Genomic DNA, 25,419 nt, shown 5'->3' on the forward strand with positions numbered 1-25,419 from the left:
GGCGGTCAGTTCCTGATAGCCCAGAATTTGAGCTCAAGCTCGGCGAACTCACCGGACACGTGGAACGCGAAACCGCCGGAGCGCTCCAGCTGCGCGAGGTCTTCGGAGCTGAGTTCGAGGACGAAGTAGGTTTTGTTCGAATGAAACGCAATTTGCCGCGGCGCCACCGGTAACGGGGTGAGCTTGATGCCGGGCAGGTGCAGGTTCACCAACTGGCGGATACGCTCCACCGGTGCAACCTTGAAATGCGCGGGCAGACGATGGCGCAGTTCCTCGGCGTCGCAATTGGCACTCGCCGCCAATACAAAGGAAGCCGAACCGAGCAGCGTGCGATCGTGCAGCGGCGAGACGGTGATGCCGTATTGACGCGGCTGTAGCACAAGCTCGATAGCGTGTTGCTCCAGCACCATCGACAGCATCTGGCGCAGCGCTTCCATCAACTTGCGAAAGCTTTCCCCTTGATCGCTGTGCCGGTAGCGGCCGTCCAGACGCGGCCGCTTGCTGTCACTCGAGAAGGTCGCCAGATCGCCCAGCAGGGTCAGCAACGCGCGGTAGAGTTCTTCCGGATGCACGTGCTCCAGACCCAGGTAGTGACGCAGCAGCAGTTCGGCACGATTGATCAGCTGAAGCATCATGAAGTCGCCTACTTCCGCGCCAGCGACCGTGCCGCTGGAGCGGATGCGTTCGGCAATGCTGTCGCCCCGGTGACTGAGCATGCTGATGACTTCCTTCAGGCATGACAGCAGATAGCTGGAGGCGTGGGACTGAAGGTAGGTCGGTATGAAATCCGGGGCGAGGCTGACCACGCCGTCAGGGGTGGTGTCGAGCACATCGCAGATCTTTAGCTTGACGTAGGCGTGGTCGCTTTGCTGTTCGCCCAGCAGCAATCTGAAGTCGGGACGACCGCAGGTGACCTGACACGCCGCGTCATCACCTGCATTTGAGTCGGCAACTTGCGCTTCATACGCGGTGTAACGTGCCAGCACATCGGACTGCTCCGGTCGCCGGGCTTCCACATGATTGCCTGTGACCAACGGCAACGCCAGGTAAAGAGGCGTGTTGCCGGTATTGGGCGGTATATCGAGGGCCAGTGACTCCGTATTGCCGGCCAACTCGAACACGCTGCCGTCAGGGAGGATGCCCGAGGCCTGGCTGATCACCAGTTTGCCCATGTTGAGAAACTGCAGGTCGATCTCCAGCGTGAGGAATCCCCAGGCGTAGCCACCCATTAATCGAGTGCGGATCTTCATCTGGTGATCGTAATAGCGGTCGTTGTGCTGGAAGTGCTGAGGACGCAGCAGCATGCCCTCCTGCCAGATGACTTTGTGCGTATTCATGGTTGGTCAACCGCCTCGGCGAGCACGTCATGTGAAGCCCGAATGCCGCTTTCATCAAGGGTCAGATCGACTTCGGTAGCGGTTTGCGGCGCGAGGTAAAGCGTTGAGCGCCACGAGGCGTGTGACAGGTCGCGGTACGCCGCAACAACGCCGACATAGCGACTGCCCTTTTGCACACTGAGCTTGAGCTCGACCGTTTCGCCCGGACGCAGCTCAAGCTCCTCGGTGGCGACCATGTCCGGGGCCAGGGACTCTTTGGCCCGCTCATACAGGCTGAAGAAGTCAGCGTTCTCGAAGGCCACCGCATGTTTGAGCTCGTACAGGCGGACCACGATCGGTGACGGACGACCGTTCAGATCGGGATTCAGCTGATCACTGGCGGTGAGGCTGAGCTTGAGTTTGGTGAGGTGGGAGTACGGCGACAGCGTCGAGCAACCTGCGAGCACGAGAAAGGCAATCAACGCAGTCAGCGCGTGTAGAAAAACAGTTGAACGGCGAAACATGCGCTTCATCCCTGGTGACCAGTGTGGAGGGTGGAAATCAGACGAATTTGCTCTTCGTAGGCCTGGGCGAAATCTCGCGCCAGCAAGCGTTCGCTCCAGTCATTGTCCTGACGCAAGGTCTGGTGATAACGGCCATAGGCTCTCCAGCGACTGCCGGAGGTCGCGAGCAGTGGCGGGTTGTCGCGCTCGAATCGCAGGGTGAGTTGTTCCGGTGAAAAATGCTCCAGCGTGGCGCGCGTTGCTGCGCGACTGGCGGCCAGCAAGGCGACCTGGTGCGCCTGCACGTCATGGAAGGCTCGGCTTACGGCCAGCTCAGCGGGTAGTTGCCCGGGTTTGCCAGGTCGCAACAACGCCGACAATGCTTCGCCAGCATCGACAGCTGATTTCAGCGGGTTACGTTGAGCGCCCTGCACGGTTGTCAGCGACAGACGCAATTCATTTTTCAGCTCGCTGCGGGTGTGCAGGTTCTGCTGCAGACCGCCGACGCACTGCCTGAGCAAACGGCCGGTATTGAGCGCCAGCGCCTCCCGGGCATCCTGATCCAGCCCGTCGAATTCGATGCCCAGCGCTTCGGAAAACCGGGTCCAGAAATCATCGGTCTGGCGCTCGACTTCAATCGTTGCAGGCGTGGGTGCCGGAGCTGGCTGTGCTGCGGGATTTTCGACCAGCTCGGGCACGCGCAGGCTTTCCATATCAACCCGGGCATAGTCCGCACGCTGTTGACCGTTCTTGATGGCGGCACCTGGCGAAATCAGTTCGTCGATGTCTGAGTGGACGCGCTCCTGCTGGTCGAGGGCATTCAGCGGGTCGAGGTCCAGAAACGAGTCGTCCGGGATGATGCTGCCGGCCGCATAAATATGACCAACGTCACCGTCAAATGAGGCCGGGTCACCTATGAGCCGGGCACGGAGCTCGAAATCGCCCAGCACATACAGACTGCCATGCTCGATGCGAACGGCTTGCCCCTTGGGCAGGCGCGCCCTGCTCTCGCCACTCAGCACGCCATTGCTGCTGGTATCGGTGAGATAAAAGCCGCCATCGCGGCAGCTGATCGTGATGTGGTGGTGGGACACGTGCCGGCTGCGGTCGGGAATGACCCAATCGCAGTCCGCGCCGCGTCCGATCACGCCACCCGCCTGCCTGAAGGTCTTTTGGCATTGCTCCGCAGGCACAAACTGCCGGGCGCTCAGCATTTCGAAAACCAGTTCCATGGTGATGCTCCTAGCGGTCAGTTATCGCGGTTGGCCGCCTGCGGATCACCCAGCGGGCGATAGGTGTGGTCGTTGAACTTGTAATTGCCGCTGCAACCCGATAGGCCACAGAGAAGAACAAGGGTCAGCAGAACAGCTTGCCGGTGATGAGCAAACATCAGAGGGTCTCCAGGGGTGAGCACAAGGCGCCGACGGTTGGCGCGATGGAAAGCGAGTGGGAAAGAAGTCGTTCGTGCCTACGCATTGGCTTCACCCAGATTGATATTGAGGCGGCCAAGGCGGTACAGCAGCGTGCGCCTGGGCAGGCCAAGCTCACGCGCGGACAGGCTCTGATTACCATCGTTTTTACGCAGGCAATCGAGCAGCAAGCCGCGTTCGACCTGCTCAAGGCGTTCGCGCAGATTCAGGCGGGCATCATCAGGGGCAGCCTGGGCGCGGAGGGTGAAATGCTCGGCAAGCAATTCGCCCCCTTCGCACAGCAGAACGGCACGTTCGACCAGCCCCTTGAGCTCGCGAACGTTGCCGGGGAAGGCATAGCCGGACAGATGATCGAGCGCCGCGTCCGACCAGCACAGTGCATCCCGTTGTAGAAATGCGCAGGCCTTGTCGGCGAAATGCCGGGCGAGATCAACGATGTCATCGCCGCGCTGGCGCAGGGCTGGCAGCTCGATGGGGAATTGCGAGAGGCGGTAGTAGAGGTCCTCGCGAAACGTGCCTTCGCTGACCATGACCGACAAATCCCGGTGGGTCGCTGCGAGGATGCGCACGTCTATCTTGTGGGTGTCGTTGGAGCCCAGCGGGCGTATCTCGCCCTCTTGCAGCACGCGCAGCAGCTTGGCCTGCAGCGACAGCGGCATGTCGCCGACTTCATCGAGCAACAGCGTGCCGCCGTTGGCTGCGTCGAAGAGTCCGGCGCGATTACGCAGAGCGCCGGTGAACGCTCCCTTGCTATAGCCGAACAACTCGCTTTCAAGCAGGCTTTCAGGCAGCGCCGCGCAGTTCTGCACGATAAAGGGCTGCGAGCGACGCGGACCATAGTCGTGTATGGCACGTGCCACCACTTCCTTGCCGGTGCCCGTCTCTCCGCGCAGTAAAACGGTATACGGGCTGTGCAGGACTTTACTGATCATCGAACAGGTCTGGCGCATGGGCGCGCTTTTGCCGATTAATCCGTAGGCGCTAATGCTTGGCACACTGACGCGCACGGGCTGTGAATCATCGATACGTCTTCTCAAGCGCTGAAGCAGGTGCAATTGACGCAGCACGAACGTGCCCAGTCGGCCAAGGGAGTCGGCAAAAGCCTCCAGCTCGATTTGTCGACTGCTCGCGCAGACGAGCAAGCCTTCTACCGTCTGTTGATCACTGACGATGGGCACACACAGCAGCGACTGCCAAGGCACCGCCCTGGTCGGCAGGAAGCTGGTTTCGTGCAGGCTGCCTGGCAAATCGGCGAGGCACACAACGCGGTTTTGGCACAACGCAAACTGCAGCAGTTGCTCACCGTTGTAATCGGCTGGCAGGCTGTCTGCCTCACGGGGTTGCAAGCGGCCCTCAAGGCTCTCGGCCGTCATGCCCAGACACGTATGGGTCGCGTCCAGCAAATAAAGCTGCGTCAGCTCGCACCCGCTCAACTCGGCGAGTCCAAGCACGAGACCGCCCAGCAGCGCAGCATCGTCGGCGGCGCACGCGAGCCGGGCGAATTGCTCCAGCAACGCTTCTGCGTAGGCCAGCGGCTGCGGCACCTGAATGAACATCGCGCCCACCTCAGGCAAACTCGCAGGTCACGGCGGCTTCGTCATCAAGCGTTGCGTGCACGGACGTGAGAGGTTGACCTGCCGCCATCGCATCGAGCAATCGGTCAGCCAGCCGGGGCAGAACATGAAGCTCCAGCAAGTGGTCGATCAGACGTGCCCCGCTGTCGCCTTGGCTGCAGCGTTCAGCCAGATGATCGACCAGCGCCTCGGAAAAGGTGAACGCCAGCTGACGGCGGTTCAGACGCTGGCCCAGGGTGTTCAGTTTGATCTCGATCAGTTCACGCAGCACCGACCCGCCCACGGGGTAGTACGGGACAACGCGCATGCGCGCCAGCAGCGCCGGTTTGAAGTGTTTCGCAAGAACCGGACGGATACGCTCCTCAAGCACCTGTGCGGAGGGACGCGCGCCGTCGGCGCAAAGGCCACTGATGAGGTCGCTTCCAAGGTTCGAGGTCATCAGGATCAGCGTGTTGCGGAAGTTGATCTCCCGCCCTTCCCCGTCGTTGGCCACGCCCTTGTCAAAGATTTGATAGAACAGGTTCAGGACGTCCGGATCAGCTTTTTCCACTTCATCGAGCAGGACCACGGAATACGGCCTCTGCCGCACCGCTTCGGTGAGCATGCCGCCTTCGCCGTATCCCACGTAGCCCGGCGGCGCGCCAATCAGACGCGAGACGGTGTGCTTCTCCTGAAATTCGGACATGTTGATGGTGGTGATGAACCGCTCGCCGCCGTACAGCAAGTCGGCGAGCGCCAACGCGGTTTCAGTCTTGCCGACACCGCTCGGCCCGACCAACAGGAACACGCCCACCGGTGCATCAGGTTTGTTCAGGCCGGCTGCAGTAGCACGCATCGAACGATCAAGGGCGTGGACAGCTTGCTCCTGACCGCGAATGCGGTCGCGCAGGTCGGTTGAAAACCTGGCTATTTTGGCGTTGTGCTCTCGCGCCAATTGCGCCAAGGGCACGCCGGTCCAGGCGCTGATCACCTCAGCAACAAGCCGCGGGCAGACTTCGAAACTCACCAGCCGCTCTTGGGCCTGGGCCTGAGTCAACACGCGGAGAGTCTCGTTGAGCGCGGCTTGCAGGACTTCGATGCTTCGCGTTTCATCGATAACCCCGGTTTCGATCGCCGTACCTTCGGTGTCGTCCTCAACCGTGATGGCCAGTTCAAGCGTCGCGACATCACGGGCCTGCGCCAGTTGCTCACGCAAGTCCAGCAGGCGCTCGGCCAATCCTTTCTGTTCCAACCAGAGGGATTCGAGAGCAAGGCTTTCTTCCGCCGCAGCGCGCAGACGGTTTTCCAATGCATCCAGTGCCGGATGATCGATGAGCAAACCGGCTTCGGCGTCACGACGCAGCGCCTGACGCTGGCGGCTGCCTTCAGCCAGTTCGTTGCGCAGACGCTCAAGACGTTGCGGCGCGGCGGCGAGGCTGATGCGAACGCGCGCGCACGCCGTGTCGAGCACATCGACGGCCTTGTCCGGCAACTGGCGGCCGGCGAGATAGCGCGCAGACAACTCGGCGGCCGCCACCACTGCATCATCACGCAAATAGATGCCGTGGCTTCGCTCGTAGACGTGAGCAAGGCCCCGCAGAATGGTCACCGCCTCATCGACGGTCGGCTCGTGCAGCCGCACCGGCTGAAAGCGACGGGCCAGCGCCGGGTCTTTCTCGAAATATTTCTTGTACTCGGTCCAGGTGGTCGCAGCGATGGTGCGCAGTTCGCCGCGCGCCAGCGCCGGTTTTAGCAGGTTGGCCGCATCGGAACCACCCGCATCACCCCCGGCCCCGATCAGGGTGTGGGCCTCGTCGATGAACAATATGATCGGCCTGGGCGACGCCTTGACCTCGTCGATCACGCCCTTGAGGCGACGTTCGAACTCCCCTTTGACGCTGGCGCCGGCCTGCAAAAGCCCCATGTCCAGAGACAGCAGCTCAACGCCCTTTATCGCCTGCGGCACTTCCCCGGCGACGATGCGCGACGCCAGCCCTTCAACGATCGCCGTCTTACCGACGCCGGCCTCCCCCACGACGATCGGATTGTTTTTCCGCCGCCGAGCGAGAATATCCACCATTTGCCGAATGGCGTCGTCGCGGCACAGCACCGGGTCGAGTTTGCCGTCTCGGGCCTGTTGGGTGAGGTTATGGGTAAAGCGCGTGAGCAATGACTCGCCAGCCCTGCCGCGTTTGTCCGTGTCGGAATCCTCCTTCTGCGACAAGGCGAATGCTTTCAGTCGCTCGGTATCCAGTCGGGCGAGCAATGCCTGATAGCGGCTGCCTGCGTAACGCATGGGGTTGCGCAATAGCGCAAGGATGAGCGCCCCTTGCTCAACCTGGGTCTGGCCCAATTCAAGGTTGGCCACAAGCAATGCATCCTGCAGCCACTGCACCAGTTCCGGCGCGAACACCGGGTTGCGGGAGGCACTGTTTTCCATCCGCATCTGCAGCGCGGCGCCAAGTTCACCCGCGTCCACACCGGCATCCTGCAGTGCGCGGGAAAGCAGGCCCTGCGGGCGCTCCAGCAAGCACAGCAACAGGTCCTCGACAAGGACCTTGCTGCCGGCGCGTCCCACACAGCGTTCGGCGGCGTGCTCCAGGTCGCGACGGCTTTCGGCGTCGAGCGCCTGAATAAGTTGTTGCAGGTTGACGTTACTCATCGTTCGGCTGTCCTTAATGATTGGCTGCCCAGGGTCACCACGCCGTCCGCACGTTCGCGGCCGAGCCAACTGGTCCATCCCAGGCGACACGCGTTCTGTGCGGCCAGGCGCAGCTCGCGAATTTCTTCCTGACGCAGCGCCAGGCGAACGTCGTAATCAAGTGGGTCACGCAGCGTGAATCGCACCAATGCGCACAGCGGTTGGTAACCCGTGCCGATGGGCAGGAACTCGTGGAAACGCTGCCAGCCAAGCTCTCGAACATGAATGCGGAACTTGCCACTGCGGTCGCGAACGTGTTCGCCGATTACCAGGTCATCGCCCAGGTGGCTGTTGGCTCGACCAAGACTGTTGCGCTGCTCTTCGAGAATTTCCACGCGGCGCTCCATGCACTGCTCGATCGTCAGTTCTGCGTGTTTGAAGTAGTAACGCAGCACCGCCTCGATCAGCGCTGCCGAATGCGCGCGCAGGCTGAGCAAACCCAGGTACGGCAGCAGTCGCTTCCAGTTCAGCTCCCGCGCACTTCGAATCTCCTCGCTGCCCAGTCCGATCAGCGAGAACAACTGCGACGAAAACGGGTCGATCGCGCCGCTTTCAAAACGGCCGCGGTAGCGATATTTCTTCCAGATCGGCAGCATCAGCCGATGCAGCCGATGGTGAAACAGATCGAGGAACTGGCGGGTCGGATTGCCCTCCTCGCTGTCGCCCAAGGCTTGCTCGCTATAGAACGCAGGCAAGGGTGATCCGGACCCGACAAGACTCAGCAGGTTGAAGCGCAGGCGTGCACGCATCAGCCCGGATTCTTCAAAAAATTCGACGCGGTCCACATCACTGCCCGGAAAGCCAAGGCTCGGCTTGGCCTGGAATTCCAGCAGGTCATACACGTCGTCATCGTTCAGACGCGGGTGCGCAGTGCGCAGCCGGTCGATGACCAGCAAGACGGCCTGAAACAGCGAGTATTCGCGTATGCCTTGGGTCAGCCCGCTTAAAGCAGGGGCTGCAGGCCCATACGGGGTGTCCATTGGTACACCTCTCCCTGTGTGCTTTTCACGCGCAGCTCGTGATACGAATTGAGGCTGGCGTAAAGCGCAAAAAACTCATTGAGAACAGAGGCGAACACGAACACGTCGCCCTCGCCGATATAGCCTTGGGGATCGATGGTCAGCTCGGTGCGCAACCCGCGTACCGGCAGCCCTCTGTGCAGCCGGTCGACATGCTGGTGCCTGATCGACTTGAGCCCGCCCAGCAGGCGCTTGCTGACCTTTTCTGCGTGCGGGTCGTAATAACGCGGCAGGTCGTATGTTTCGAGGATCACCTTCAAGGCGTTGACGTCCGCCAGGGACAGGTAGTTAAGCGACATGTTGCTGATCAGCTTCCACAGGAAGTCCCGATTCAGCGGCGGCGCATAACTGGGTGTGGCCGGGGTGATGTTGCGGAAGGTCAGAAATTCCGGTGTCTGTTCGCAGGCGATGCAAATGTCACCCAGCTTGAGCTTGCGCGGCAGGTTCTGATTGGTGCACATCATTTCGATCGACAGTGTTTCAGAGGCTTCGGTGTGACGGATGCCGAAGCTCAGGTAGGTGTCGAGGCCATCGTGCAGCGACGATGAACGCTGGCGAATGCTGTAATGCGGACGGCGGTTCGGCACATCGAAACTGGGGTCATGCTCGAAGGACTCGAAGGGTACGTAGGCCTCGTAACCCAAGCCACCGGGCTTCCAGCCGATCACGGATTCGACCGAAAACACGCCGCAATTTTCCGGGCTGTAGAGCGCCGGCAACAACAGGTACTCGTCCTGTTTGCCCTCAAGGCGTATCGGCGAGGCGTCATGCTTGAACAGGTTCACGATGGGCGTGCAATGGAGCTTCACGTTGTCCAGCGTCGGGCGCAGACGCTGGACGCCGCTCTTGCGAATGTCGAAACGCAATTCAAGCCCGCGCACTTGTTTGAGCGTGTCTTCCGGTAGCGCAGCGAGCAGGTCCAGGCCGTTCACGTCCACGAACAGAAACTTGTCCTGGAAGGCGAAGTATTCCTGCAGGTAGCGATAACCGCGGAAGGTATTCAGCGGATACGGAATCAGCGCTTCGTCTTCGGCAAACCCCACAGGCTGGATACGATCGCCAGGCAGTTTGAATGCCATGGGCATGCCGTTGACGCCCTGTACGGGCTTCCCGTCCCCGTCCAATGGCAACAGCTCGATGCTCTCCAGATTGCGCAGAAGGCTTAGATAGAGCATCTGGCTGATGTAGCGCTCGCCAGCAAAATGAAGGCGCAAACGGCTTAATTGCAACTCACCCAAATGGCCTTCGCCGCTCATCTCCAGACGCAAGCTCAACAGCGAGCCGTCGCCCTTGACCGAGTACGTCAGTTCCACCAGATCCAGCGCCTGGACGTCGGTTGGGTAGCACGTGCGAAAGCGGCACTGCACGCCATCGATCGGCACGCTGTCCACAGGCGTATCCCGCTCCACCCTCAGCGCAGGCCCTGCCAGCATCAACGGGTCAAACTGGAGAATGCTGAAAGCCGGCAGTGGCTGCATGTAATTGGGCCACAGCAGCTGCATCAGCGAATGGGTGAGCTCAGGCAGCTCGTCATCGAGCTTCTGCCGCAGGCGTCCAGTCAGGAACGCAAAACCCTCCAGCAACCGCTCTACGTCGGGATCCCGCCCGGCCTGCCCCAGAAAAGGCGCCAACGCCGGGCTGCGCTCGGCGAATCGACGACCTAACTGGCGAAGCGCGGTGAGTTCGCTTTGGTAGTAGTGGTTAAAGGACATGGTATTACCTTCGAGCGGAGCGGTTTGGTTCAAGGGTGGGCGTGCGGAAAAACTGCCTGCTAGCGCCTTATGTCATCAGTGCAGCCACGTGCAGCGGGTTCCTGACATCAGGTTTTCCTGCGATTGACCTGTACCTGACCGCCACCCTCCAGGCGTGCGGCGAAACTGACCTGACGCTTGAAACCCTCAACCTCCAGCAACCCTTCAATACTGAAGGCGAGCCGAAGCTGATCGTTGTCGTGGGGCAGCGCGATGACCTGGACGCTGCTCAGGCGTGGCTCGTAGGTTTCGATGAAGACCTCGATAGCGAGCCGCGCTTTCGTTAAAGCGTCATGAAGGCTCAAACGCATGTCATTGAGATCCGGCAGCCCGTAGTCCGAAAGCGTTTGAACGCTGCCCGCCCGGGTACTGAGCATCTTGGCCAGATGGGCAGCCACCGACGCCGTCGCAGAGTCTTCGCGGCTCCAGCCGACGCGCTTGTCTGCATCGCCACCCAGGCGTTCGAAAAGGCTGCCGTATCCAGTCATGTGTTGAAGCCCTTTACTCTTTGTCCAGCTTGCCCACCAGCGACAGGGTGAAATCGGCGCCCATGTATTTGAAATGCGGGCGCACGTTAAGGCTGACGCGATACCAGCCGGGCTCGCCCTCCACGTCACTGACGATGATCTGCGCGGCACGCAGGGGACGACGACCACGGACTTCAGCGCTCGGATTTTCCTGATCGGCAACGTACTGGCGGATCCATTTGTTCAGTTCCAGCTCGAGGTCGGTGCGTTCTTTCCAGGAACCCAGCTGCTCGCGTTGCAGGACTTTCAAATAGTGAGCAAGACGGTTGACGATCATCATGTAGGGCAGTTGGGTGCCGAGTTTGTAGTTCAGCTCCGCCGCCTTGCCTTCCGCGCTGGTGCCGAAAAACTTCGGCTTTTGTACCGAGCTGGCGGAGAAGAACGCCGCGTTGTCTGAGCCCTTGCGCATGGTCAGGGAGATGAAGCCCTCCTCCGCCAGTTCGTATTCACGCCGATCGCTCACCAGTACTTCGGTAGGGATCTTGGTTTCGATTTCACCCATGCTTTCGAAGTGGTGCAGCGGTAAATCCTCGACTGCGCCACCGCTCTGCGGGCCGATGATGTTCGGGCACCAGCGGAATTTGGCGAAGCTGTCAGTCAGTTTCGTACCGAAGGCGTACGCCGTGTTGCCCCATAGATAGTGCTCATGGCTGTTGGCAACGGTTTCCTTGTAGACGAACGACTTGACCGGGTTCTCTTCCGGGTCGTACGGGTTGCGCAGCAGGAAGCGCGGCACGGTCAGGCCGACGTAACGGGCATCTTCCGACTGACGGAAGCTCTGCCATTTGGCGAACTGCGGGCCCTCGAAATGATCCTTCAGGTCTTTCAGATCTGGCAGTCCGGTGAAGCTTTCCAGGCCGAAAAACCTGGGGCCGGCGGCGGCGATGAACGGCGCATGGGACATGCAGGCGACGCTGGAAACGTACTGCATCAGCTTCACGTCCGGTGAACTTGGAGACATGAAGTAGTTGGCGATGATCGCCCCCACAGGCTGCCCACCGAACTGGCCGTATTCGGCGGTGTAGATATGTTTGTAGAGCCCGGCCTGCATGACTTCGGGTGAATCCTCGAAATCTTCCAGCAAGTCCTCTTTGGACACGTTGAGGATTTCAATCTTGATGTTTTCGCGGAAGTCGGTCCGCTCGACCAGCAATTGCAGTCCACGCCAGGACGACTCCAGAGACTGGAAGTCCGGGTGGTGCAGAATCTCATCCATCTGGCGGCCAAGCTTGGCATCGATCTCGGCAATCATGCGGTCAACCATTGCCTTCTTGACCGGCTCACCCGCGTTTTGTGGCTTGAGCAGCTCTTCGATAAACGCCGACACGCCGCGCTTGGCGATGCCATAGGCATCCTCGTCTCGAGGCAGACGGGTTTCGGCGATAATGCTGTCGAGAATGCTGAACTCGCCGGATTCTTTGCTCTGCTGCTGCGCTGGTGTAGTACTCATGATGTTGGCTCCTTGGCGGATGGACTCAGGTGTCCTGGGCGGCGGCGTTCAAACCCAGCTCGCCGAGCACGCGACCGCGAGACTCGTCATTGGCGAGGACGCCTTCGATGGCTTTGCGGAAAGCAGGCGCGTTACCCAGCGGTCCTTTGAGCGCCACCAGGGCGTCGCGCAGTTCCATGAGTTTTTTCAGTTCCGGTACCTGGTCAACCAGCGAGGCCGGATTGAAGTCCTTCATCGACTTGACGTTCAGTTGCACCGCCAGCTCTTCATTGCCCTCATCCTCTTGCAGCCGGTTTGGCACGCTCAGCGTGAGGCTCAGGGCCTGCTTCGCCAGCACCTCGTCAAACGTCATCTTGTCGATGCTGATCGGCTTGCGCTCTTCGACTTTTCGCTCGTCTTTACGCAGGGTGTAATCACCGATTGCGAGCAGCTTCAACGGCAGTTCGATCTCTTCCTGCGCACCACCGGTCGCGGGTTTGAACGTGACATTGATGCGTTCTTTGGGGGCTACCGATCCTTCTTTGGCCATGGCCGTTCTCCTGGTAATTAGGGCCCTGAGGCCTATTCAAGTACGACTTCGAGGTCGAGGTGGCACAGCCTGCGATGAACCTCTTCCCTGCGCTCCCGGGCCCCATGACCCTGAGGCAGCAATTCGAAACAGCTGTGCAAGAGATGCAGCACTTCCAGCGCAAGATCAGGCTCCCAGGCATTGATGCCTGAGTCCTGCAGGGTTTGGTCGAGGGTTTCGAGTTGGGTTTTGGCCAGTTCGTATTTCCTGGCGGTGAAGCACAACCGCGCCAGGGCGAATTGCCAGAAAAATCGTGCACGCCCGCCCTGGGCGCCGTGCAGGCCTTGCTTCAGGAGCTGTACAGCGGCTCTGAGGCCGTCATTGCGCAACACCGAGAGCGCGCCCTCCAGGGCAGACTCCCAGGCCGGCTGGCTATCTGTTGTTTCGACTCTGCGAGGCGCACTGGCGGCCTGCAGGCGAGGCATGACACTGGCGCCAATCCAGGCGCGAGTCGCTGGATCCGCAAACGGGGTGCCGTCGTGAAAACGCAGTTCGATGACCCCCGGCAGCCGCTGAATCAACAACGCGAATTGAGTTTCTACCTCGCGCATTGCCAGCTCGGCGTTTAGCGCGCGCAGACACTCCCAGACCATTCGCTGGCCATCGAACCAGAACGGCGCCTTTGCCAGACTCGCCTCCAGTTCGACAAGCAGATCGGCGTAGCTGCCCTGATCGTATTGGTCTCGATAGCACTTGAGCTTGTCTGCCGGAAGCCCGCGCAGCGCGGTGATTTGCTCTGAGTTGCACTCTGGCAGTGCCTCGATTGGCAACCACAGCAACGTCCGATTCAGGCGCAACGCGCGCAGGTCGCTGGCTTTTTGCTTGAGCCACCAGGCACACAATGAGCGCGCGCTCTCCTGCTGAAGTCGCAGCGACTTGTTCGCGTCTTTCTCGCTGTTGACCAGCGCTGTTGGGGGGAATGACTGGGTAGCAGGCTGCTTGACTGGCGCGTCAGCGCCAACAATGATCCCGGCGTCGGGCAGGTTGTGAACCACGCGTTGGGCCATATTTTTCAAACGCCGTGAGATCGGCAACAGCAAAGGTGCGTTGGCGCCCATGTGCCGTGTAAACAACGCATCAAGGTCTTCGAGCATCTCGACGAGGCGACTGAACAGCGGCAACTGCTCTTTGATAGCGACGTTATCAAAGAGCACTTGCTCAAGACGGGGGAGCAGCCAACCGATGGCTGCGGAACGGGTGCGGGCCTTGACGGGATGAACTTCAACCCAATGGCGCACGCAAAGATGGTGAAGAAGCTCAAGTCCTGCCAACAGACCCTGAAAAGATTCACGCTGGTACAAGGCCCACGTAAGCCAGGCCGCGACGCGAAGATCTTTGGATTGGGTGCGAAGCAGGTATTCACTTTGTTCACGCACTTTCAGCCAGTCGATCTGAGCCGTTTCGTGCATGGATTGAGCTTTGTTGACTTCGCTTTCCAACGCCTCGTATTCATTTGAAAAGCGAACGTCTTCACCCGCGAAGCTCTCGGTGGATATAGAGGCTTGAGCAGCTTCAAGATAATGTTCAGAAAGTTGGCTTGAATAAGACATTCGAGATCTTCAGTGTAAAACCGCGCCAAGTACCGACAATTAAATCGGCGAGCATAACGAAATTTAAATAAGAGCTACTTGGGCAATTGACATGTAACAAAACGTCTACCCTTCAGACGCCGGGAATAATACGTAGCGCGAATAACACTATCAAGCTCTCTATAAACGCGATTATTCGATTTGTATTGTAGGAAGTTTCTTCGAATACCGAAATTCAAAGCAGCTTTCGTTCATACATCTTTTTTTATCGATGCGTAAGCAGCTGGAATACTTTGCCCAGAGCGCGGACGGGGGGTCTCGCGGTCACTCATACACTGTAAAGGGGATCGAGCAGTCTTCCTCAGCTAATGTTGAATCACCCGCGACGAGCAATGGCACAGGGCCTCCATGCGCAATAAGTTGCGCACCTCCTGATCGAGAAATCGCTAATTTACCCCGTCCGCCCCTTATGGCGCGTGCCCTGCAGGAGAGTGCGCAAGAAGTTGCGCATCACTGTGCAACTTCTTGCGCACATTAACGCCACACAGTCGTTTCTTGTAAGACAACCAACCGTTAAACATTCATCAAGCCCACGTTCCATATGAACAACCTCTTACTTGGCACGAAGCTTGAAACATCACTGCTGCCCACCACGCGAATTCGCTGTTGGGCATTTTAATTTATGAGGCAAGGAGCATCTTCATGGCGACACCAGCGTATATGTCCATCACAGGCACCAAGCAGGGCCTGATCACCGCCGGCGCTTTCACCGCAGACTCGGTCGGCAACACGTTTCAGGAAGGTCACGAAGATCAGGTCATGGTGCAAGGGTTTCAACATGAAATGATCATCCCGCGCGACCCACAGTCGGGTCAGCCAACCGGTCAGCGTGTTCACAAGCCGGTCAAGATCACCAAGGTGTTCGACAAGTCTTCGCCACTGTTGCTGGCCGCGTTGACGTCGGGCGAACGCTTAACCGAAATCACTATCCAGTGGTATCGCACCTCGGCAGCGGGCACGCAGGAGCATTACTACACCACCAAACTCGAGGACGCGATTATCGTCGACATCAAAGACTACATGCATAACTGCCAGGACCCGTCTAACGCCCACTTCACCCATCTGGAAGACGTGGAGTTTACCTACCGCAAGATCACCTGGACCCACGAAGTATGCGGCACTTCGGGCTCCGATGACTGGCGCTCCCCGGTCGCTGGCTAAGTTCAGCTGACCTTTGAAATCCCGGCCGGCGATGCTGGCCGGTATTTCTGAGCCTTTGCGGCGCGGTCTACCGGATTTTGCGGCAGATGCGCTGTCCTACCCCATGTTCGGGGGATCTCGCAGCAAAACCGCCCCCCGTCATTTCCGCCCGCGACCGCTGTGCTTGCCTGGAGGCCCAATGAATCTGCACACGCCCCTGACCGACGACGCCGGCTCTGCGCCTCAGCAGAACTGGTTCTCACAGGAGCACCGCGCCCGGATCGACGAGCTGATTGCCCGGCTCAACACCAGTGACACCCGGGAAAGCGTGTCGCGTTACCACGCCATGGCCGAGGGGTATTTGCTGGGACTGCTGGACGGCTATCACGTGAGCGTCGAGCACCATGACGCCGTGCGCCAATACCTGCACAACCTGGCCATTGCGCGGCTGAAGGCTGTGAAACCGAAGCTGCGAAGGTGAGCACCCGCCGCTCAGCCAATGATGATCGTGCCGGCCGCAATGACCACGCACGAGAGGATCTTGCGCACAGTCAGCGACTCGCCCAAAAACAGATACCCGAGCAATGCGGCAAACAGCACGCTGGTTTCGCGCAGAGCCGACACCGCCCCCATCGGCGCGAGGGTCATGGCGTAGATGACGATGCCGTAGGCCAGTAGCGACACCACACCTCCGCCCAACGAGGCGACCAAACCGGGTCGGACCGTCAGCAGACTGCGCGCGTCCCGCAGACAGATGTAAGTGATCGGCATCAGTACGCCCCACAGGGCGCACATCCAGGCGGTGTAAGCCATCGGCGCGCCGGACAGACGACCGCCGATGCCGTCCGTCACGCTGTAGGCCGCAATGAAGCAACCGGTGCCCAGCGCATAAGGAAGGCTGGTCATGTCCAGTTTTCGGCCCTTGAACGCGAGGGAAATAATCCCCGCTGACACCAGTGCAATGCCGATCATCGCGCCGGTCTCGACCACCTCCCCCGCAAATATCGACGCACACAGCGTAATCAGCACCGGCGATGAACCCCGTGAGATCGGGTAGGTTTGCCCGAGGTCGCCGCTGCGGTAAGTACGTACCAGAAACAGGTTGTAGCCGATATGCAGCAGCGCCGAGAGCACCGCGCAAGGCCAGCTCTCCGGCGCCGGGGCGTCCATGAACAGTGCCCCTGCAATGCTGACGATGGCAACCGCGACGCACATGACGGTCATCGACCAGAGCTTGTCGCCACCGCCGCGCAGCAAGGCATTCCAGCTGGCATGCAGCAAAGCGGCGAAGAGGATTAACAGGATGATGTGAGTAGGCATGGGCCGATCTTAGTCAGGCTGACACACGGAACGAAAGCAAAGTCTGCTCATCGGATGATGACCAATTCCTCATGCTTCAGCCATAACTGAGGCCGGCTGCGGTCGATTCCCCGATCAGCCAGTCGCGAAAGCTCGCCACGTGGGGCTGCGTTTCGATCCCCTTCGGGCAGACGAAGTAATAGGCCACCGGCGAAGGAAACGGCACCTCGAACAACCTGATCAAACTGCCGTCGCGCAGCTCTTTTTCCACATGCCCACTTCGAACAAGGGCGATGCCCTGCCCCAACAAGGCCGCCTCCACGGTCATATTGGTGTCGGGAAAACGCACGCTTTCCTTCAGCGAGGTCACGCCCAGGCCGATCTTCTGAAACCACACCTCCCACTTCGGCACCAGATCCGAACCGTCCCGGGCCAACAGCGGATAGCGCAACAACTCGGCCGGTTCCCGGGGCATGCCGAAGCGCTTGAGCAAGTCAGGGCTCGCCACGGGAAAAATGTGTTCCCTGAACATGAATTCCGAGTGCAACGCGGGGTAGTTGCCGCCGCCCAGACGGATCGCGACGTCGGCCTCGCCGCTGGCAAAGTTGATGGCGGTGTCTGTGCTGTCCAGCGTGACGAGGATTTCCGGGTGCAGCTGGGACAGATTGGGCAAGCGCGGCAACAGCCATTTCAGCGCGCAGGAATAGGTCGTACTGACCTTGAGCCTGACGCGGCCATTCTCTTCCCGAAGGTCCGCAAGCGTGGCCTCCAGGTTCATGAAAAACGTCCGCACGATCGGCGCCAGTGCTGCACCGGCGGGCGTCAGGCTCAACGTCTTGCCACGCTGAAACAGCTGCACGCCCCAGATGTCTTCTAGATTTTTTAATTGGTGACTCACCGCACTTTGGGTAACGTGCAGCTCCTCGGACGCGGAGGTAAACGTCCCGTGACGGGTGGCGACTTCGAAGGCGCGCAAGGTGGCGGTGGGTGGCAGATCTCTCATCACTTCGGGCCTCAACGGGCATGAGCGAAGCGGCCCACACCATGAATGAAGGCTCATGGTAGAACATTATTTAGATCGACAGAGGGAACGACTCACTTATGACCGGGCAGATCATCTACAGCGTGAAAGGCGAGAGCGACGAACTCAAGGCGGCGGTCGCCGGCGCTCAGGCCACCTTCAAATTCTTCTGGCGTGAGCTTTCATGGGAGGCACGCAGAATCGTCAAAAGTCTGGACATGGCGGCGGTCAAAGCGCTACGTCATCGGTCTTCGACGATGACGTGGCGTGACGCAACCTCAGAACACCATGCCGCCTGCGACATCGAGCGTTGTGCCCGTGATCCAGGCGGCGTCTTCTGACACGGCATACGCGACCGCCGCAGCGATGTCCCTCGGCTTGCCGACGCGTCCCAGCGGGGTCTTGGCGATGAAGAACTCATCCATACCGCGTGCCGATTCCGCATTGCCTTCTGTGTGGACGAACCCTGGCGCGATGCCGACCACTCGAATGCCCCGGGGACCCAGTTCCATGCCCAGGGAGCGGGTCAGGGTATTCACCGCGCCTTTGGTGGCGCAATAGACATGCACCTGGGGATAGGGGCTGTGGGCCAGGCCTGAGCTGATATTGACGATGACCGAACCCGCTTGCATGACCCGAGCGGCGGCCTGGGTGGTGAGCAACAGGCCGCGTACGTTGAGATTGAAATGCTCATCGAAGCTGTCAGCGCTCAACTCGTCCAGTGAATCGGGTTTATAGATGCCAGCGTTATTGACCAGAATATCCAGCCGGCCAAACGCCTGAACCGCTGCGTCTATCAAAGGCCGGATGTCAGAGGGCCGCGCGATATCCGCCTTGCACGCGATGGCTTGCCCGCCGGCAGCGACAATCCGGTCAACGACACTTTCAGCATCTTCGGCGCTCCGTGAATAGTTGACGACTACCTTCACGCCATCAGCCGCCAGTCGCATGGCAATGCCCGCGCCGATACCTTTTGAAGACCCTGTGACGATGGCAACCTTACCCGCTAACTGACTCATGTTTGCCGCTCCTGTGAATGTAGGGTCGCATGGTAGGCTCCACGATCCCGTTTATTCAGAGGTGCAATCGGCATGCAGTATGAAGCCTTGCTTCACAACGGCGTCATCCGGCCTGACCTGCTGCCCGGCATCGCCGCCTTTGTGCAGATCGCTCACTACGGAAGTTTTACCAAAGCGGCGGCAGTCATGGGCATGTCGCCCTCGGCCCTGTCGCAAACCCTGCGTACCCTGGAGAACCGGTTGGGTGTGCGGCTGCTGGAGCGCTCCACGCGCAAGGTCGGTTTGACCGAACTGGGTCAGCGTTTTCTCGGATACGCGCAACCTGGGCTGGCGGCGCTGGCGTCCGCCGTTGAAGACGTCAATGAACTGCGCGACAAACCCACCGGCGTGTTGCGGCTCAACGTTTCGCGCACGGCGGCGGACATCGTTCTAATGCCCCATCTGGCCGCGTTCATGGACGCCTATCCGGACATTACACTGGAGATTCACTGCGACAACGCATTGCTGGATCTGGTCGCGGGCGGCTTCGATGCGGGCATCCGGGTCGGTGAGTTCCTCGCCCAGGACGTCGTCGCGATCCCCATGGGTGGCGACCACCGCATCGCCACTGTCGCGACGCCCGGCTACCTGCGGGGACGCGATCTGCCGCGTACCCCCGAAGACCTTCGTCAGCATCGCTGCCTCAACATTCGTCTGAACAACGCCGTCTACCAATGGGAGTACATGCACAACGGCGCCATCATGGAAATTCTTCCGCCCAGCCCGTTGATCTCCAATGACGCTGACACCTTGATTCACGCGATCCGGGCGGGCGCAGGCATCGGTTGCGCGTTTGAAGCACAGGTACAGGCCGAGATCGACAGTGGACAACTGATTGCACTGCTCGAACCCTTCTGGCCCGGCGTCTCGCCGTTCCACCTGTACTACCCGAGTCGTATCCACGTTCCACGGAAACTGCGCGCGTTCATTGATTTCATGAGAGCGCGGTTGAACACCTGAGCAGCCAACGCGCCTCACCCCATCCGCCGCTCATCCCGTTTGCTCCCAGACCTGCTTGAGCCGATCAATGAACCACCGGCCCGCCGGTCCCGGAGGACGAGAGGCCAGATGAAAAGCCGACATCGTCAACATGGAACCGGACGGCGGCATCTCGTCCACGTCCAGCACCACCAGGGTGCCATCGGCAATGTCCTTGGCGACCATGTGCAAGGGCATCCCTCCCCAGCCGACGCAATCCTTGAGGAACGCATGTTTGGTCGACAGGTCCGCCAAACGCCAGGTTGCCGGCGAGGCCACCCCGAAGTCGCGGCCTGCGGTCAGCTCGGAGCGGTCGGTGAGGACCAACTGGGTATGCCTGGCGAGCTCACGCCGAGGGATGCGCGACGCAAAGTGGGCGAGAGGGTGATCCGGCGCAGCCACCGCCACTAACGGCACTTCGCCGAGTTTTTCGATGGACAGCGAGGGAAACGCCAGGGGCAACGGCGGCAGAATGCCCAGGCTGCAACGGCCTGCGAGGACCGGTTCATAGGCCGCGCCCAGCGCCTCCACGAACACCCGCAGAGGCGTCAACGGAAATGCCTTGGCGAAGGCCTTGGCCACTGCGGTGACCACGGCGGTCGGGAAGAACACATCGATCACCACGGCAAGCTCGGGCTCGACACCCGAGGTCATCAGCTTGGCCCGCGCTTTCAGCGTGTCGACTTTGAGTACGATGTCCCGCGCATCGGCGAGCAACAGCGCGCCTTCACGGGTCAGCTTCGGAAACCGGCCGGTGCGGTCGAACAGCTGCACCCCGATCTGATCTTCCAGCCCGCCGATCCAGCCGCTCACTGCTGACTGAACGCGGTTGAGCTTGCGTGCGGCAGCGGAAAAGCTGCCTTCATCCACGGCAGCGATGAACGTGCGCAGTTGATCGAGAGAAACGCCATCCAGCATGAGTGTGCCCTCTATCTCAACGGGAGATGGTATGCATCGCAATATGCCGTCTTCTCAGATGCATGGCCAGTGCGCACGATGAGCGCCTCAGCCATCAGCGCCCAGCGACACCACCGGCGCCCCGCACATTCAAGGAGTCATCATGACCTATTCAATCATTGGCACAGGCAGCATTGGCCTGGCACTGGCGGGCCAGTTCGCTCGTAGCAGGGTTCCCGTCAGCATTGCCAACACCCGCGGACCGGCGTCCATCACGCCGCTGGTTAAAGAATTCGACGGCACCGTCACGCCCCTCGCTATGCAGGACGCTCTGCAGGCGGACGTCATTGTGCTGGCAGTACCTTTCTGGTCCCACGTCGACGTTGCCAGCGCCGCAACCGACTGGCAGGGCAAGATCATCATCGACGTGACGAACGCCTATGGCGTGCCGCTCGCCGAGCTAGAACATCTGCCCTCTTCGGCAGTCGTGGCCAAGGCTTTCTCCGGTGCTCGACTGGTGAAAGCGTTCAATCACCTGCCGGCCGGTGTGCTGGCGCAACCTCCGGCAACAGCGTCAGGCCGGCGGGTGATCTTTCTGTCGGGGGACGACGAGGGTGCTGTCAGCGAAGTTGCTGCGTTGGTCACGCGACTTGGCTACGCCCCGGTCAGCCTGGGCGGGTTGTCCGAAGGCGGACAACTGGTGCAGGCGCGGGACAAGCAATGGGCGCCACTGATTTTTCAGGACCTGTTCAAGCGGGAGGCTTGAGCTGTACATCACCGCAGACTGAGTGTGGAGTCGGAGGCAGGACCGGCTTTACGGTAAAGCGTCGGGCGCCACACCGCACAACCCGCCCTGCTCCGCTTTGAGGCCTGATCACACACGGGCGCCCCACTGCGGAGCAATCCCGGGCAGACCAACCCCGGCGAGGGCCATCAAACCGGGAGATTTTCACTTGGCACGCTTCTTTCATGTTTAAAGCAAACGGCAAGCCGGACGCAGGTCCTTAAGTCTCGTCCACATATGCGCCTCGAATGCGCCAGGTATCGAAGCCTGATCGACCCCCACCGGGTTGGTCGGGCTTTTTTTATGGATGCTGTTCATGCCGGACTTTTTGACTCCCGATCTGCGCCCCACCGTTACCGTGGGCTTCCTGCTCTCGACCGAAGGCACCTATCGGCGCATGGGCCGTAGTGCCTTGCTCGGGTTGCAGGACGCGCTGGCCGAGATCAACGCTGACGGCCAGCGCAGCGTGCTGCTCGAGGCGATCTGCGTTGACCCGCAAGGCGACCCGGCCGCCTACAGCAGCGGCGTCAGCCAATTGCTGGGGGCGGGCGTCAGGCACATCTTCGGCACCACGCTGTCGGCGAGCCGCAAGGAAATCATCCCGGACCTGGATCAGCACGGCGCGCTGCTCTGGTATTCGAGCCCATACGAAGGTTACGAAAGCAGCGAGAACGTGTTGTACCTCGGCGGATGCCCGAACCAGACGCTGTTGCCACTGCTGCGCTACGCCCTCGGCCAGTTTGGCAATCGGGCGTTTCTGCTCGGTTCCAACTACGTCTGGGGTTGGGAAAGCAACCGCATTGCCCGGGAAGTGCTGGAAGCCAACGGCGCTGAAGTGCTCGGGGAAAAGTACTGGCACCTGGGCGCGACCGGCTTCGACACGCTGATCGAAGGGCTCATCCAGGACCCGCCGACGTTCGTGCTGAACAACCTGGTGGGCGAATCGTCCTACGCTTTTCTGCAGCAGCTGGATCGGGCCTGCGAGCGCCAAGGCCTGCGCCTGCCGGTGCTCAGCTGCAACCTCACCGAAGCGGAGCTTGATGCGGTAGGCCCGATGCAGGCGCTGCGGCTGCTGTCCTGCGGTCCGTTTTTCGAGAGCCTGAACCCGGCGTTCTGCGAAGGCCAGCAGCGCCATGGCCCGCGCACCTGTTCGCACTATTACACCAGCGCCTACACCGCGTTACGGGTGTTCGCCGATGCCTTGCACGCCAGCGCGGATGCATCGCCCAAGGCGATTTGCGAGCACCTTTACGGGCACCCGGTCGCCAGCGTGCTTGGCACCGTCAGTCTGTCGGCGCGCAATCATCACAGCGCGCTGGCCAGTCATATCGCCGAACTGCGCGATGGACGCTTCCAGGTTGTGCAATCGGCGCCTCACCCCATTGCCGCCGACCCTTATCTCACTGTTACGGATGTACACGCCGATGTGGTCGACCGACACGCCACCCCAGCGCCGCGCTTGAGGATTGTCAAATGAACACACGCGCCTTTCCTGCTTTTGACCAGGGTCACTTGCTGCTGATCGACTGCGATGAACGCAGTCAGGGGAATCTGGGCAAGAGCCTGCAACGCCTGGGGATTCACTCGCAGGTGCTTGATCACGACGCGCCGTGTGACACCCAGGGCTGTTTCGCGGCGATCCTTGAAATCGAACATTTCGCCAGCCCGCTGGCGGTGCAGGCGCTGAATGCGGCCAGCATTCCCATCGTGGCGCTGACCGCCCACGAAACCCTGTCGCAGATCCAGCGCGCGCTGCAGCTTGGCGCGACGGCACTGCTCAACAAACCCATCAGCCAGGGCTCGGTCTACACCACGCTGATGATGGCGGTGGGATTGCGCGACCGGCAGCGCGCCGACGCCGAACAACTCAACGAGCTGCAACAGCGGCTGGCGCTGCGTCCACTCATGGCCCAGGCCCTGGCGCGCTTGATGGTGACCCAGCGCATCAACGAGGCGACGGCGTACGAGCGCTTGCGCAGTTTGTCGATGCAGCTCAACCGGCCGATCGAAGCGCTGTGTGTTGACTTGCTCGCGGCGCGGGACGAGGACCGCGCATGAACACCCTCAAGGCCCTGTTGCGTCGACCCGCTGTGGCGGTGTCGCTGCTGTTCATCGTCACTGTGGTGCTGCTCGCGGCGCTGGCCCCGTGGATTAGCCCCTTCGACCCGGATGAGCAATTCGTCGAAGGCCTGACCCTGGAAGGCGCACCCATGGCGCCCGCGACGCCGTACTGGATGGGCACCGACTTGCTCGGTCGTGATTTGCTGTCGCGGTTGATATTCGGCGCGCGCACCTCGCTGTTCATCGGCGTGCTGGCCAACGGGCTGGCGGTGTTGATCGGCACGCTGGTGGGCCTGACCGCCGGTTTTGTCCGCGGCTGGCTTGGCAGCGTGCTGATGCGCCTGACCGATTTGATGATGGCCTTCCCCGCCCTGCTGCTGGCGATTGCCCTGTCGGCGATTTTCCAGCCCAGCGTGTGGATCGTTGCCATGGTCATCGCGATGGTCAACTGGGTGCAGATCGCCCGAGTGATCTATGCCGAAACCGTGGCGCTCAGTGCGCGTGATTTCGTCGCCGTGGAGCGCACCCTCGGCGCCAGTTCCCTGCGCATTCTGTTCTCGCACCTGTTGCCGCATCTGCTGCCGACCATTCTGGTGTGGGCGACGCTGGGGATTTCCACCACCGTTCTGCTGGAAGCCACCTTGTCGTACCTGGGTGTAGGCGTGCAGCCGCCGACGCCGAGCTGGGGCAACATCATTTTCGAGAGCCAGACGTACTTCACTTCGGCACCGTGGCTGGTGTTCATTCCGGGGGCAGCGATCATCCTCCTGTCCCTGGCGTTCAACCTGGTCGGCGACGCCCTGCGCGACGAACTCGACCCCACACTCAAGGGGCGTCGCTGATGCTGCCGTTCATTGGCCGTCGGGTCGGTTATGCGCTGCTGATTCTGCTCGGCGTGACCTTCATCACGTACCTGCTGCTGTTCCTGCTGCCCGCCGACCCTGCGCGGCAAATTGCCGGACGCAGCGCGACCCCTGAAGTGGTCGCGGCGATTCGTGCGCAACTGGGCCTGGACCTGCCCTTCTATCAGCAATACCTGAGTTACCTGGGCAACCTGTTGCATGGCGACCTTGGCCGCTCGTACATCCAGCGCACCGCCGTGAGTGAGCTGATCGGCGCACGACTGCGGCCTTCGCTGGAACTCATGGCGGCAGGCATCGGCTTCGAGCTGTTGATCGGCATCAGCCTGGGCATGCTCGCGGCGCTCAAGCGCGACAGCTTCGCCGACAAACTGCTCATGGCGTTTTCCTTCGTCGGCGTGTCGGCGCCGCAGTTCATCGCCGCCATGCTGTTTCTGTACTTCTTCGCCGTGCAACTGGGCTGGTTCCCCCTGGGCGGCTATGGCGGCGCCAGCCATTTGATGCTGCCGGCGCTGACCCTCGGGCTGCTCGGCAGTGGCTGGTATTCGCGCATGGTCCGCTCTTCGATGATCGAAGTGCTGCATCAGGATTTCATCCGCACCGCACGGGCCAAGGGCCTGAGTCGTGCGCGGATCGTGTTCGTGCACGTGCTGCCCAACGCGATCGTCCCGGTGATCCCGATGATCGGCATCGACATTGGCGTGTTCATGGGCGGGCTGGTGGTGGTCGAGTCGGTGTTCGGCTGGCCCGGCATCGGCCAACTTGCCTGGCAGTCGATTCAGCAAGTCGACATCCCGGTCATCGTCGGCGTTACCACACTGTCGGCGGTGGCCATCGTCCTCGGCAACCTGCTGGCGGATCTGGTGATCCCGCTGGTGGACCCGCGCATCGACATCAAGCAGCACTGAATTCAT

Annotated in this window: 25 protein-coding genes; 9 read left to right on the top strand and 16 right to left on the bottom strand. The window is 60.7% G+C overall.

Annotated features, from left to right (window positions below; translation table 11 throughout):
* Nucleotides 1-5: 5 nt before the first annotated feature.
* From tssK to tssA, 12 genes are all read right to left on the bottom strand, one after another.
* Nucleotides 6-1,337, bottom strand: coding sequence for a type VI secretion system baseplate subunit TssK (gene tssK / locus L4G42_RS23020; RefSeq protein WP_237253937.1), 1,332 nt, complete (start codon nt 1,335-1,337; stop codon nt 6-8).
* Entirely contained in the window at nt 1,334-1,840 is a 507-nt protein-coding gene (gene tssJ / locus L4G42_RS23025; protein WP_237253936.1) for a type VI secretion system lipoprotein TssJ, read from the bottom strand. Before tssJ ends, tssK begins: the two co-directional genes overlap by 4 nt.
* Before the next feature lie 5 nt (nt 1,841-1,845).
* Nucleotides 1,846-3,051, bottom strand: coding sequence for a type VI secretion system-associated FHA domain protein TagH (gene tagH / locus L4G42_RS23030; RefSeq protein WP_237253935.1), 1,206 nt, complete (start codon nt 3,049-3,051; stop codon nt 1,846-1,848).
* 17 nt (nt 3,052-3,068) lie between these two features.
* Complete coding sequence (locus L4G42_RS23035; protein ID WP_237253934.1) at nt 3,069-3,209, bottom strand: type VI secretion protein; 141 nt, start codon at nt 3,207-3,209, stop codon at nt 3,069-3,071.
* A gap of 78 nt (nt 3,210-3,287) precedes the next feature.
* Nucleotides 3,288-4,805 (bottom strand): sigma-54 interaction domain-containing protein, encoded by a 1,518-nt coding sequence (locus L4G42_RS23040; RefSeq protein ID WP_237253933.1) that lies wholly within the window; start codon nt 4,803-4,805, stop codon nt 3,288-3,290.
* Between the two features lie 10 nt (nt 4,806-4,815).
* Nucleotides 4,816-7,464, bottom strand: coding sequence for a type VI secretion system ATPase TssH (gene tssH / locus L4G42_RS23045; protein WP_237261235.1), 2,649 nt, complete (start codon nt 7,462-7,464; stop codon nt 4,816-4,818).
* The gene (gene tssG / locus L4G42_RS23050; protein ID WP_237253931.1) at nt 7,461-8,483 is read right to left on the bottom strand and encodes a type VI secretion system baseplate subunit TssG; all 1,023 of its coding nucleotides are present in this window, start codon (nt 8,481-8,483) and stop codon (nt 7,461-7,463) included. Before tssG ends, tssH begins: the two co-directional genes overlap by 4 nt.
* Nucleotides 8,447-10,234 carry a type VI secretion system baseplate subunit TssF gene (tssF, locus tag L4G42_RS23055; RefSeq protein ID WP_237253930.1) on the bottom strand — a complete coding sequence of 596 codons (1,788 nt, stop codon included), beginning with the start codon at nt 10,232-10,234 and terminating at the stop codon, nt 8,447-8,449. Before tssF ends, tssG begins: the two co-directional genes overlap by 37 nt.
* Before the next feature lie 107 nt (nt 10,235-10,341).
* Nucleotides 10,342-10,761 (bottom strand): type VI secretion system baseplate subunit TssE, encoded by a 420-nt coding sequence (gene tssE, locus L4G42_RS23060; RefSeq protein WP_237253929.1) that lies wholly within the window; start codon nt 10,759-10,761, stop codon nt 10,342-10,344.
* A gap of 13 nt (nt 10,762-10,774) precedes the next feature.
* Nucleotides 10,775-12,250, bottom strand: coding sequence for a type VI secretion system contractile sheath large subunit (gene tssC, locus L4G42_RS23065; RefSeq protein ID WP_237259679.1), 1,476 nt, complete (start codon nt 12,248-12,250; stop codon nt 10,775-10,777).
* A 25-nt stretch (nt 12,251-12,275) separates the two neighbouring features.
* A complete protein-coding gene (gene tssB, locus L4G42_RS23070; protein ID WP_237253927.1) occupies nt 12,276-12,779 on the bottom strand; it encodes a type VI secretion system contractile sheath small subunit in 504 nt (167 codons plus the stop codon).
* A gap of 32 nt (nt 12,780-12,811) precedes the next feature.
* On the bottom strand, nt 12,812-14,368 hold the full coding sequence (gene tssA, locus L4G42_RS23075) for a type VI secretion system protein TssA (protein ID WP_237253926.1): 1,557 nt from the start codon (nt 14,366-14,368) through the stop codon (nt 12,812-12,814).
* 681 nt (nt 14,369-15,049) lie between these two features.
* On the opposite strand from tssA, the gene L4G42_RS23080 reads away from it, so the two are divergent.
* Both L4G42_RS23080 and L4G42_RS23085 read left to right on the top strand, forming a co-directional pair.
* Complete coding sequence (locus L4G42_RS23080) at nt 15,050-15,568, top strand: Hcp family type VI secretion system effector (RefSeq protein WP_065988875.1); 519 nt, start codon at nt 15,050-15,052, stop codon at nt 15,566-15,568.
* A 178-nt stretch (nt 15,569-15,746) separates the two neighbouring features.
* Nucleotides 15,747-16,028, top strand: coding sequence for a hypothetical protein (locus tag L4G42_RS23085; RefSeq protein ID WP_237253925.1), 282 nt, complete (start codon nt 15,747-15,749; stop codon nt 16,026-16,028).
* Between the two features lie 11 nt (nt 16,029-16,039).
* Here the strand turns inward: L4G42_RS23085 and L4G42_RS23090 are convergent, their stop codons facing one another.
* Together L4G42_RS23090 and L4G42_RS23095 are read right to left on the bottom strand one after the other, a co-directional pair.
* Nucleotides 16,040-16,867: a DMT family transporter gene (locus L4G42_RS23090; RefSeq protein ID WP_237253924.1), complete on the bottom strand. Its 828-nt coding sequence runs from the start codon at nt 16,865-16,867 to the stop codon at nt 16,040-16,042.
* Between the two features lie 76 nt (nt 16,868-16,943).
* Complete coding sequence (locus tag L4G42_RS23095; RefSeq protein WP_237253923.1) at nt 16,944-17,849, bottom strand: LysR substrate-binding domain-containing protein; 906 nt, start codon at nt 17,847-17,849, stop codon at nt 16,944-16,946.
* Nucleotides 17,850-17,947: 98 nt separating this feature from the next.
* On the opposite strand from L4G42_RS23095, the gene L4G42_RS23100 reads away from it, so the two are divergent.
* Entirely contained in the window at nt 17,948-18,208 is a 261-nt protein-coding gene (locus L4G42_RS23100) for a DUF2314 domain-containing protein (RefSeq protein ID WP_237259678.1), read from the top strand.
* Here L4G42_RS23100 and L4G42_RS23105 read toward each other — a convergent pair.
* A complete protein-coding gene (locus L4G42_RS23105) occupies nt 18,146-18,886 on the bottom strand; it encodes an SDR family NAD(P)-dependent oxidoreductase (RefSeq protein ID WP_237253921.1) in 741 nt (246 codons plus the stop codon). The two genes, L4G42_RS23100 and L4G42_RS23105, sit on opposite strands and share 63 nt — an antisense overlap.
* A gap of 72 nt (nt 18,887-18,958) precedes the next feature.
* On the opposite strand from L4G42_RS23105, the gene L4G42_RS23110 reads away from it, so the two are divergent.
* Nucleotides 18,959-19,885: a LysR family transcriptional regulator gene (locus L4G42_RS23110; protein ID WP_237253920.1), complete on the top strand. Its 927-nt coding sequence runs from the start codon at nt 18,959-18,961 to the stop codon at nt 19,883-19,885.
* Between the two features lie 30 nt (nt 19,886-19,915).
* Here the strand turns inward: L4G42_RS23110 and L4G42_RS23115 are convergent, their stop codons facing one another.
* Nucleotides 19,916-20,821, bottom strand: a complete 906-nt coding sequence (locus tag L4G42_RS23115) for a LysR family transcriptional regulator (RefSeq protein ID WP_237253919.1) — start codon at nt 20,819-20,821, stop codon at nt 19,916-19,918.
* A 142-nt stretch (nt 20,822-20,963) separates the two neighbouring features.
* Here L4G42_RS23115 and L4G42_RS23120 point away from each other — a divergent pair, with 142 nt between their 5' ends.
* The 5 genes from L4G42_RS23120 (at nt 20,964) to L4G42_RS23140 (ending at nt 25,413) form a co-directional block, all read left to right on the top strand.
* A complete protein-coding gene (locus L4G42_RS23120; protein ID WP_237253918.1) occupies nt 20,964-21,566 on the top strand; it encodes an NADPH-dependent F420 reductase in 603 nt (200 codons plus the stop codon).
* A 334-nt stretch (nt 21,567-21,900) separates the two neighbouring features.
* Entirely contained in the window at nt 21,901-23,061 is a 1,161-nt protein-coding gene (locus L4G42_RS23125) for a transporter substrate-binding protein (protein WP_237253917.1), read from the top strand.
* Nucleotides 23,058-23,642 (top strand): ANTAR domain-containing response regulator, encoded by a 585-nt coding sequence (locus tag L4G42_RS23130; protein WP_237253916.1) that lies wholly within the window; start codon nt 23,058-23,060, stop codon nt 23,640-23,642. The genes L4G42_RS23125 and L4G42_RS23130 overlap by 4 nt, the downstream gene beginning before the upstream one ends.
* Nucleotides 23,639-24,487 carry an ABC transporter permease gene (locus L4G42_RS23135; protein WP_237253915.1) on the top strand — a complete coding sequence of 283 codons (849 nt, stop codon included), beginning with the start codon at nt 23,639-23,641 and terminating at the stop codon, nt 24,485-24,487. The genes L4G42_RS23130 and L4G42_RS23135 overlap by 4 nt, the downstream gene beginning before the upstream one ends.
* Nucleotides 24,487-25,413: an ABC transporter permease gene (locus tag L4G42_RS23140; protein WP_237253914.1), complete on the top strand. Its 927-nt coding sequence runs from the start codon at nt 24,487-24,489 to the stop codon at nt 25,411-25,413. The genes L4G42_RS23135 and L4G42_RS23140 overlap by 1 nt, the downstream gene beginning before the upstream one ends.
* Nucleotides 25,414-25,419 lie beyond the last annotated feature (6 nt).

Origin of the sequence: Pseudomonas petrae, assembly GCF_021728295.1 — a bacterium.
Classification (GTDB): Bacteria; Pseudomonadota; Gammaproteobacteria; order Pseudomonadales; family Pseudomonadaceae; genus Aquipseudomonas; species Aquipseudomonas petrae.

Coding starts and splice junctions, on each gene's coding strand:
- tssK (WP_237253937.1), bottom strand. CDS start 1,337: ATGAATACGCACAAAGTCATCTGGCAGGAGGGCATGCTGCTGCGTCCT.
- tssJ (WP_237253936.1), bottom strand. CDS start 1,840: ATGTTTCGCCGTTCAACTGTTTTTCTACACGCGCTGACTGCGTTGATT.
- tagH (WP_237253935.1), bottom strand. CDS start 3,051: ATGGAACTGGTTTTCGAAATGCTGAGCGCCCGGCAGTTTGTGCCTGCG.
- L4G42_RS23035 (WP_237253934.1), bottom strand. CDS start 3,209: ATGTTTGCTCATCACCGGCAAGCTGTTCTGCTGACCCTTGTTCTTCTC.
- L4G42_RS23040 (WP_237253933.1), bottom strand. CDS start 4,805: ATGTTCATTCAGGTGCCGCAGCCGCTGGCCTACGCAGAAGCGTTGCTG.
- tssH (WP_237261235.1), bottom strand. CDS start 7,464: ATGAGTAACGTCAACCTGCAACAACTTATTCAGGCGCTCGACGCCGAA.
- tssG (WP_237253931.1), bottom strand. CDS start 8,483: ATGGACACCCCGTATGGGCCTGCAGCCCCTGCTTTAAGCGGGCTGACC.
- tssF (WP_237253930.1), bottom strand. CDS start 10,234: ATGTCCTTTAACCACTACTACCAAAGCGAACTCACCGCGCTTCGCCAG.
- tssE (WP_237253929.1), bottom strand. CDS start 10,761: ATGACTGGATACGGCAGCCTTTTCGAACGCCTGGGTGGCGATGCAGAC.
- tssC (WP_237259679.1), bottom strand. CDS start 12,250: ATGAGTACTACACCAGCGCAGCAGCAGAGCAAAGAATCCGGCGAGTTC.
- tssB (WP_237253927.1), bottom strand. CDS start 12,779: ATGGCCAAAGAAGGATCGGTAGCCCCCAAAGAACGCATCAATGTCACG.
- tssA (WP_237253926.1), bottom strand. CDS start 14,368: ATGTCTTATTCAAGCCAACTTTCTGAACATTATCTTGAAGCTGCTCAA.
- L4G42_RS23080 (WP_065988875.1), top strand. CDS start 15,050: ATGGCGACACCAGCGTATATGTCCATCACAGGCACCAAGCAGGGCCTG.
- L4G42_RS23085 (WP_237253925.1), top strand. CDS start 15,747: ATGAATCTGCACACGCCCCTGACCGACGACGCCGGCTCTGCGCCTCAG.
- L4G42_RS23090 (WP_237253924.1), bottom strand. CDS start 16,867: ATGCCTACTCACATCATCCTGTTAATCCTCTTCGCCGCTTTGCTGCAT.
- L4G42_RS23095 (WP_237253923.1), bottom strand. CDS start 17,849: ATGAGAGATCTGCCACCCACCGCCACCTTGCGCGCCTTCGAAGTCGCC.
- L4G42_RS23100 (WP_237259678.1), top strand. CDS start 17,948: ATGACCGGGCAGATCATCTACAGCGTGAAAGGCGAGAGCGACGAACTC.
- L4G42_RS23105 (WP_237253921.1), bottom strand. CDS start 18,886: ATGAGTCAGTTAGCGGGTAAGGTTGCCATCGTCACAGGGTCTTCAAAA.
- L4G42_RS23110 (WP_237253920.1), top strand. CDS start 18,959: ATGCAGTATGAAGCCTTGCTTCACAACGGCGTCATCCGGCCTGACCTG.
- L4G42_RS23115 (WP_237253919.1), bottom strand. CDS start 20,821: ATGCTGGATGGCGTTTCTCTCGATCAACTGCGCACGTTCATCGCTGCC.
- L4G42_RS23120 (WP_237253918.1), top strand. CDS start 20,964: ATGACCTATTCAATCATTGGCACAGGCAGCATTGGCCTGGCACTGGCG.
- L4G42_RS23125 (WP_237253917.1), top strand. CDS start 21,901: ATGCCGGACTTTTTGACTCCCGATCTGCGCCCCACCGTTACCGTGGGC.
- L4G42_RS23130 (WP_237253916.1), top strand. CDS start 23,058: ATGAACACACGCGCCTTTCCTGCTTTTGACCAGGGTCACTTGCTGCTG.
- L4G42_RS23135 (WP_237253915.1), top strand. CDS start 23,639: ATGAACACCCTCAAGGCCCTGTTGCGTCGACCCGCTGTGGCGGTGTCG.
- L4G42_RS23140 (WP_237253914.1), top strand. CDS start 24,487: ATGCTGCCGTTCATTGGCCGTCGGGTCGGTTATGCGCTGCTGATTCTG.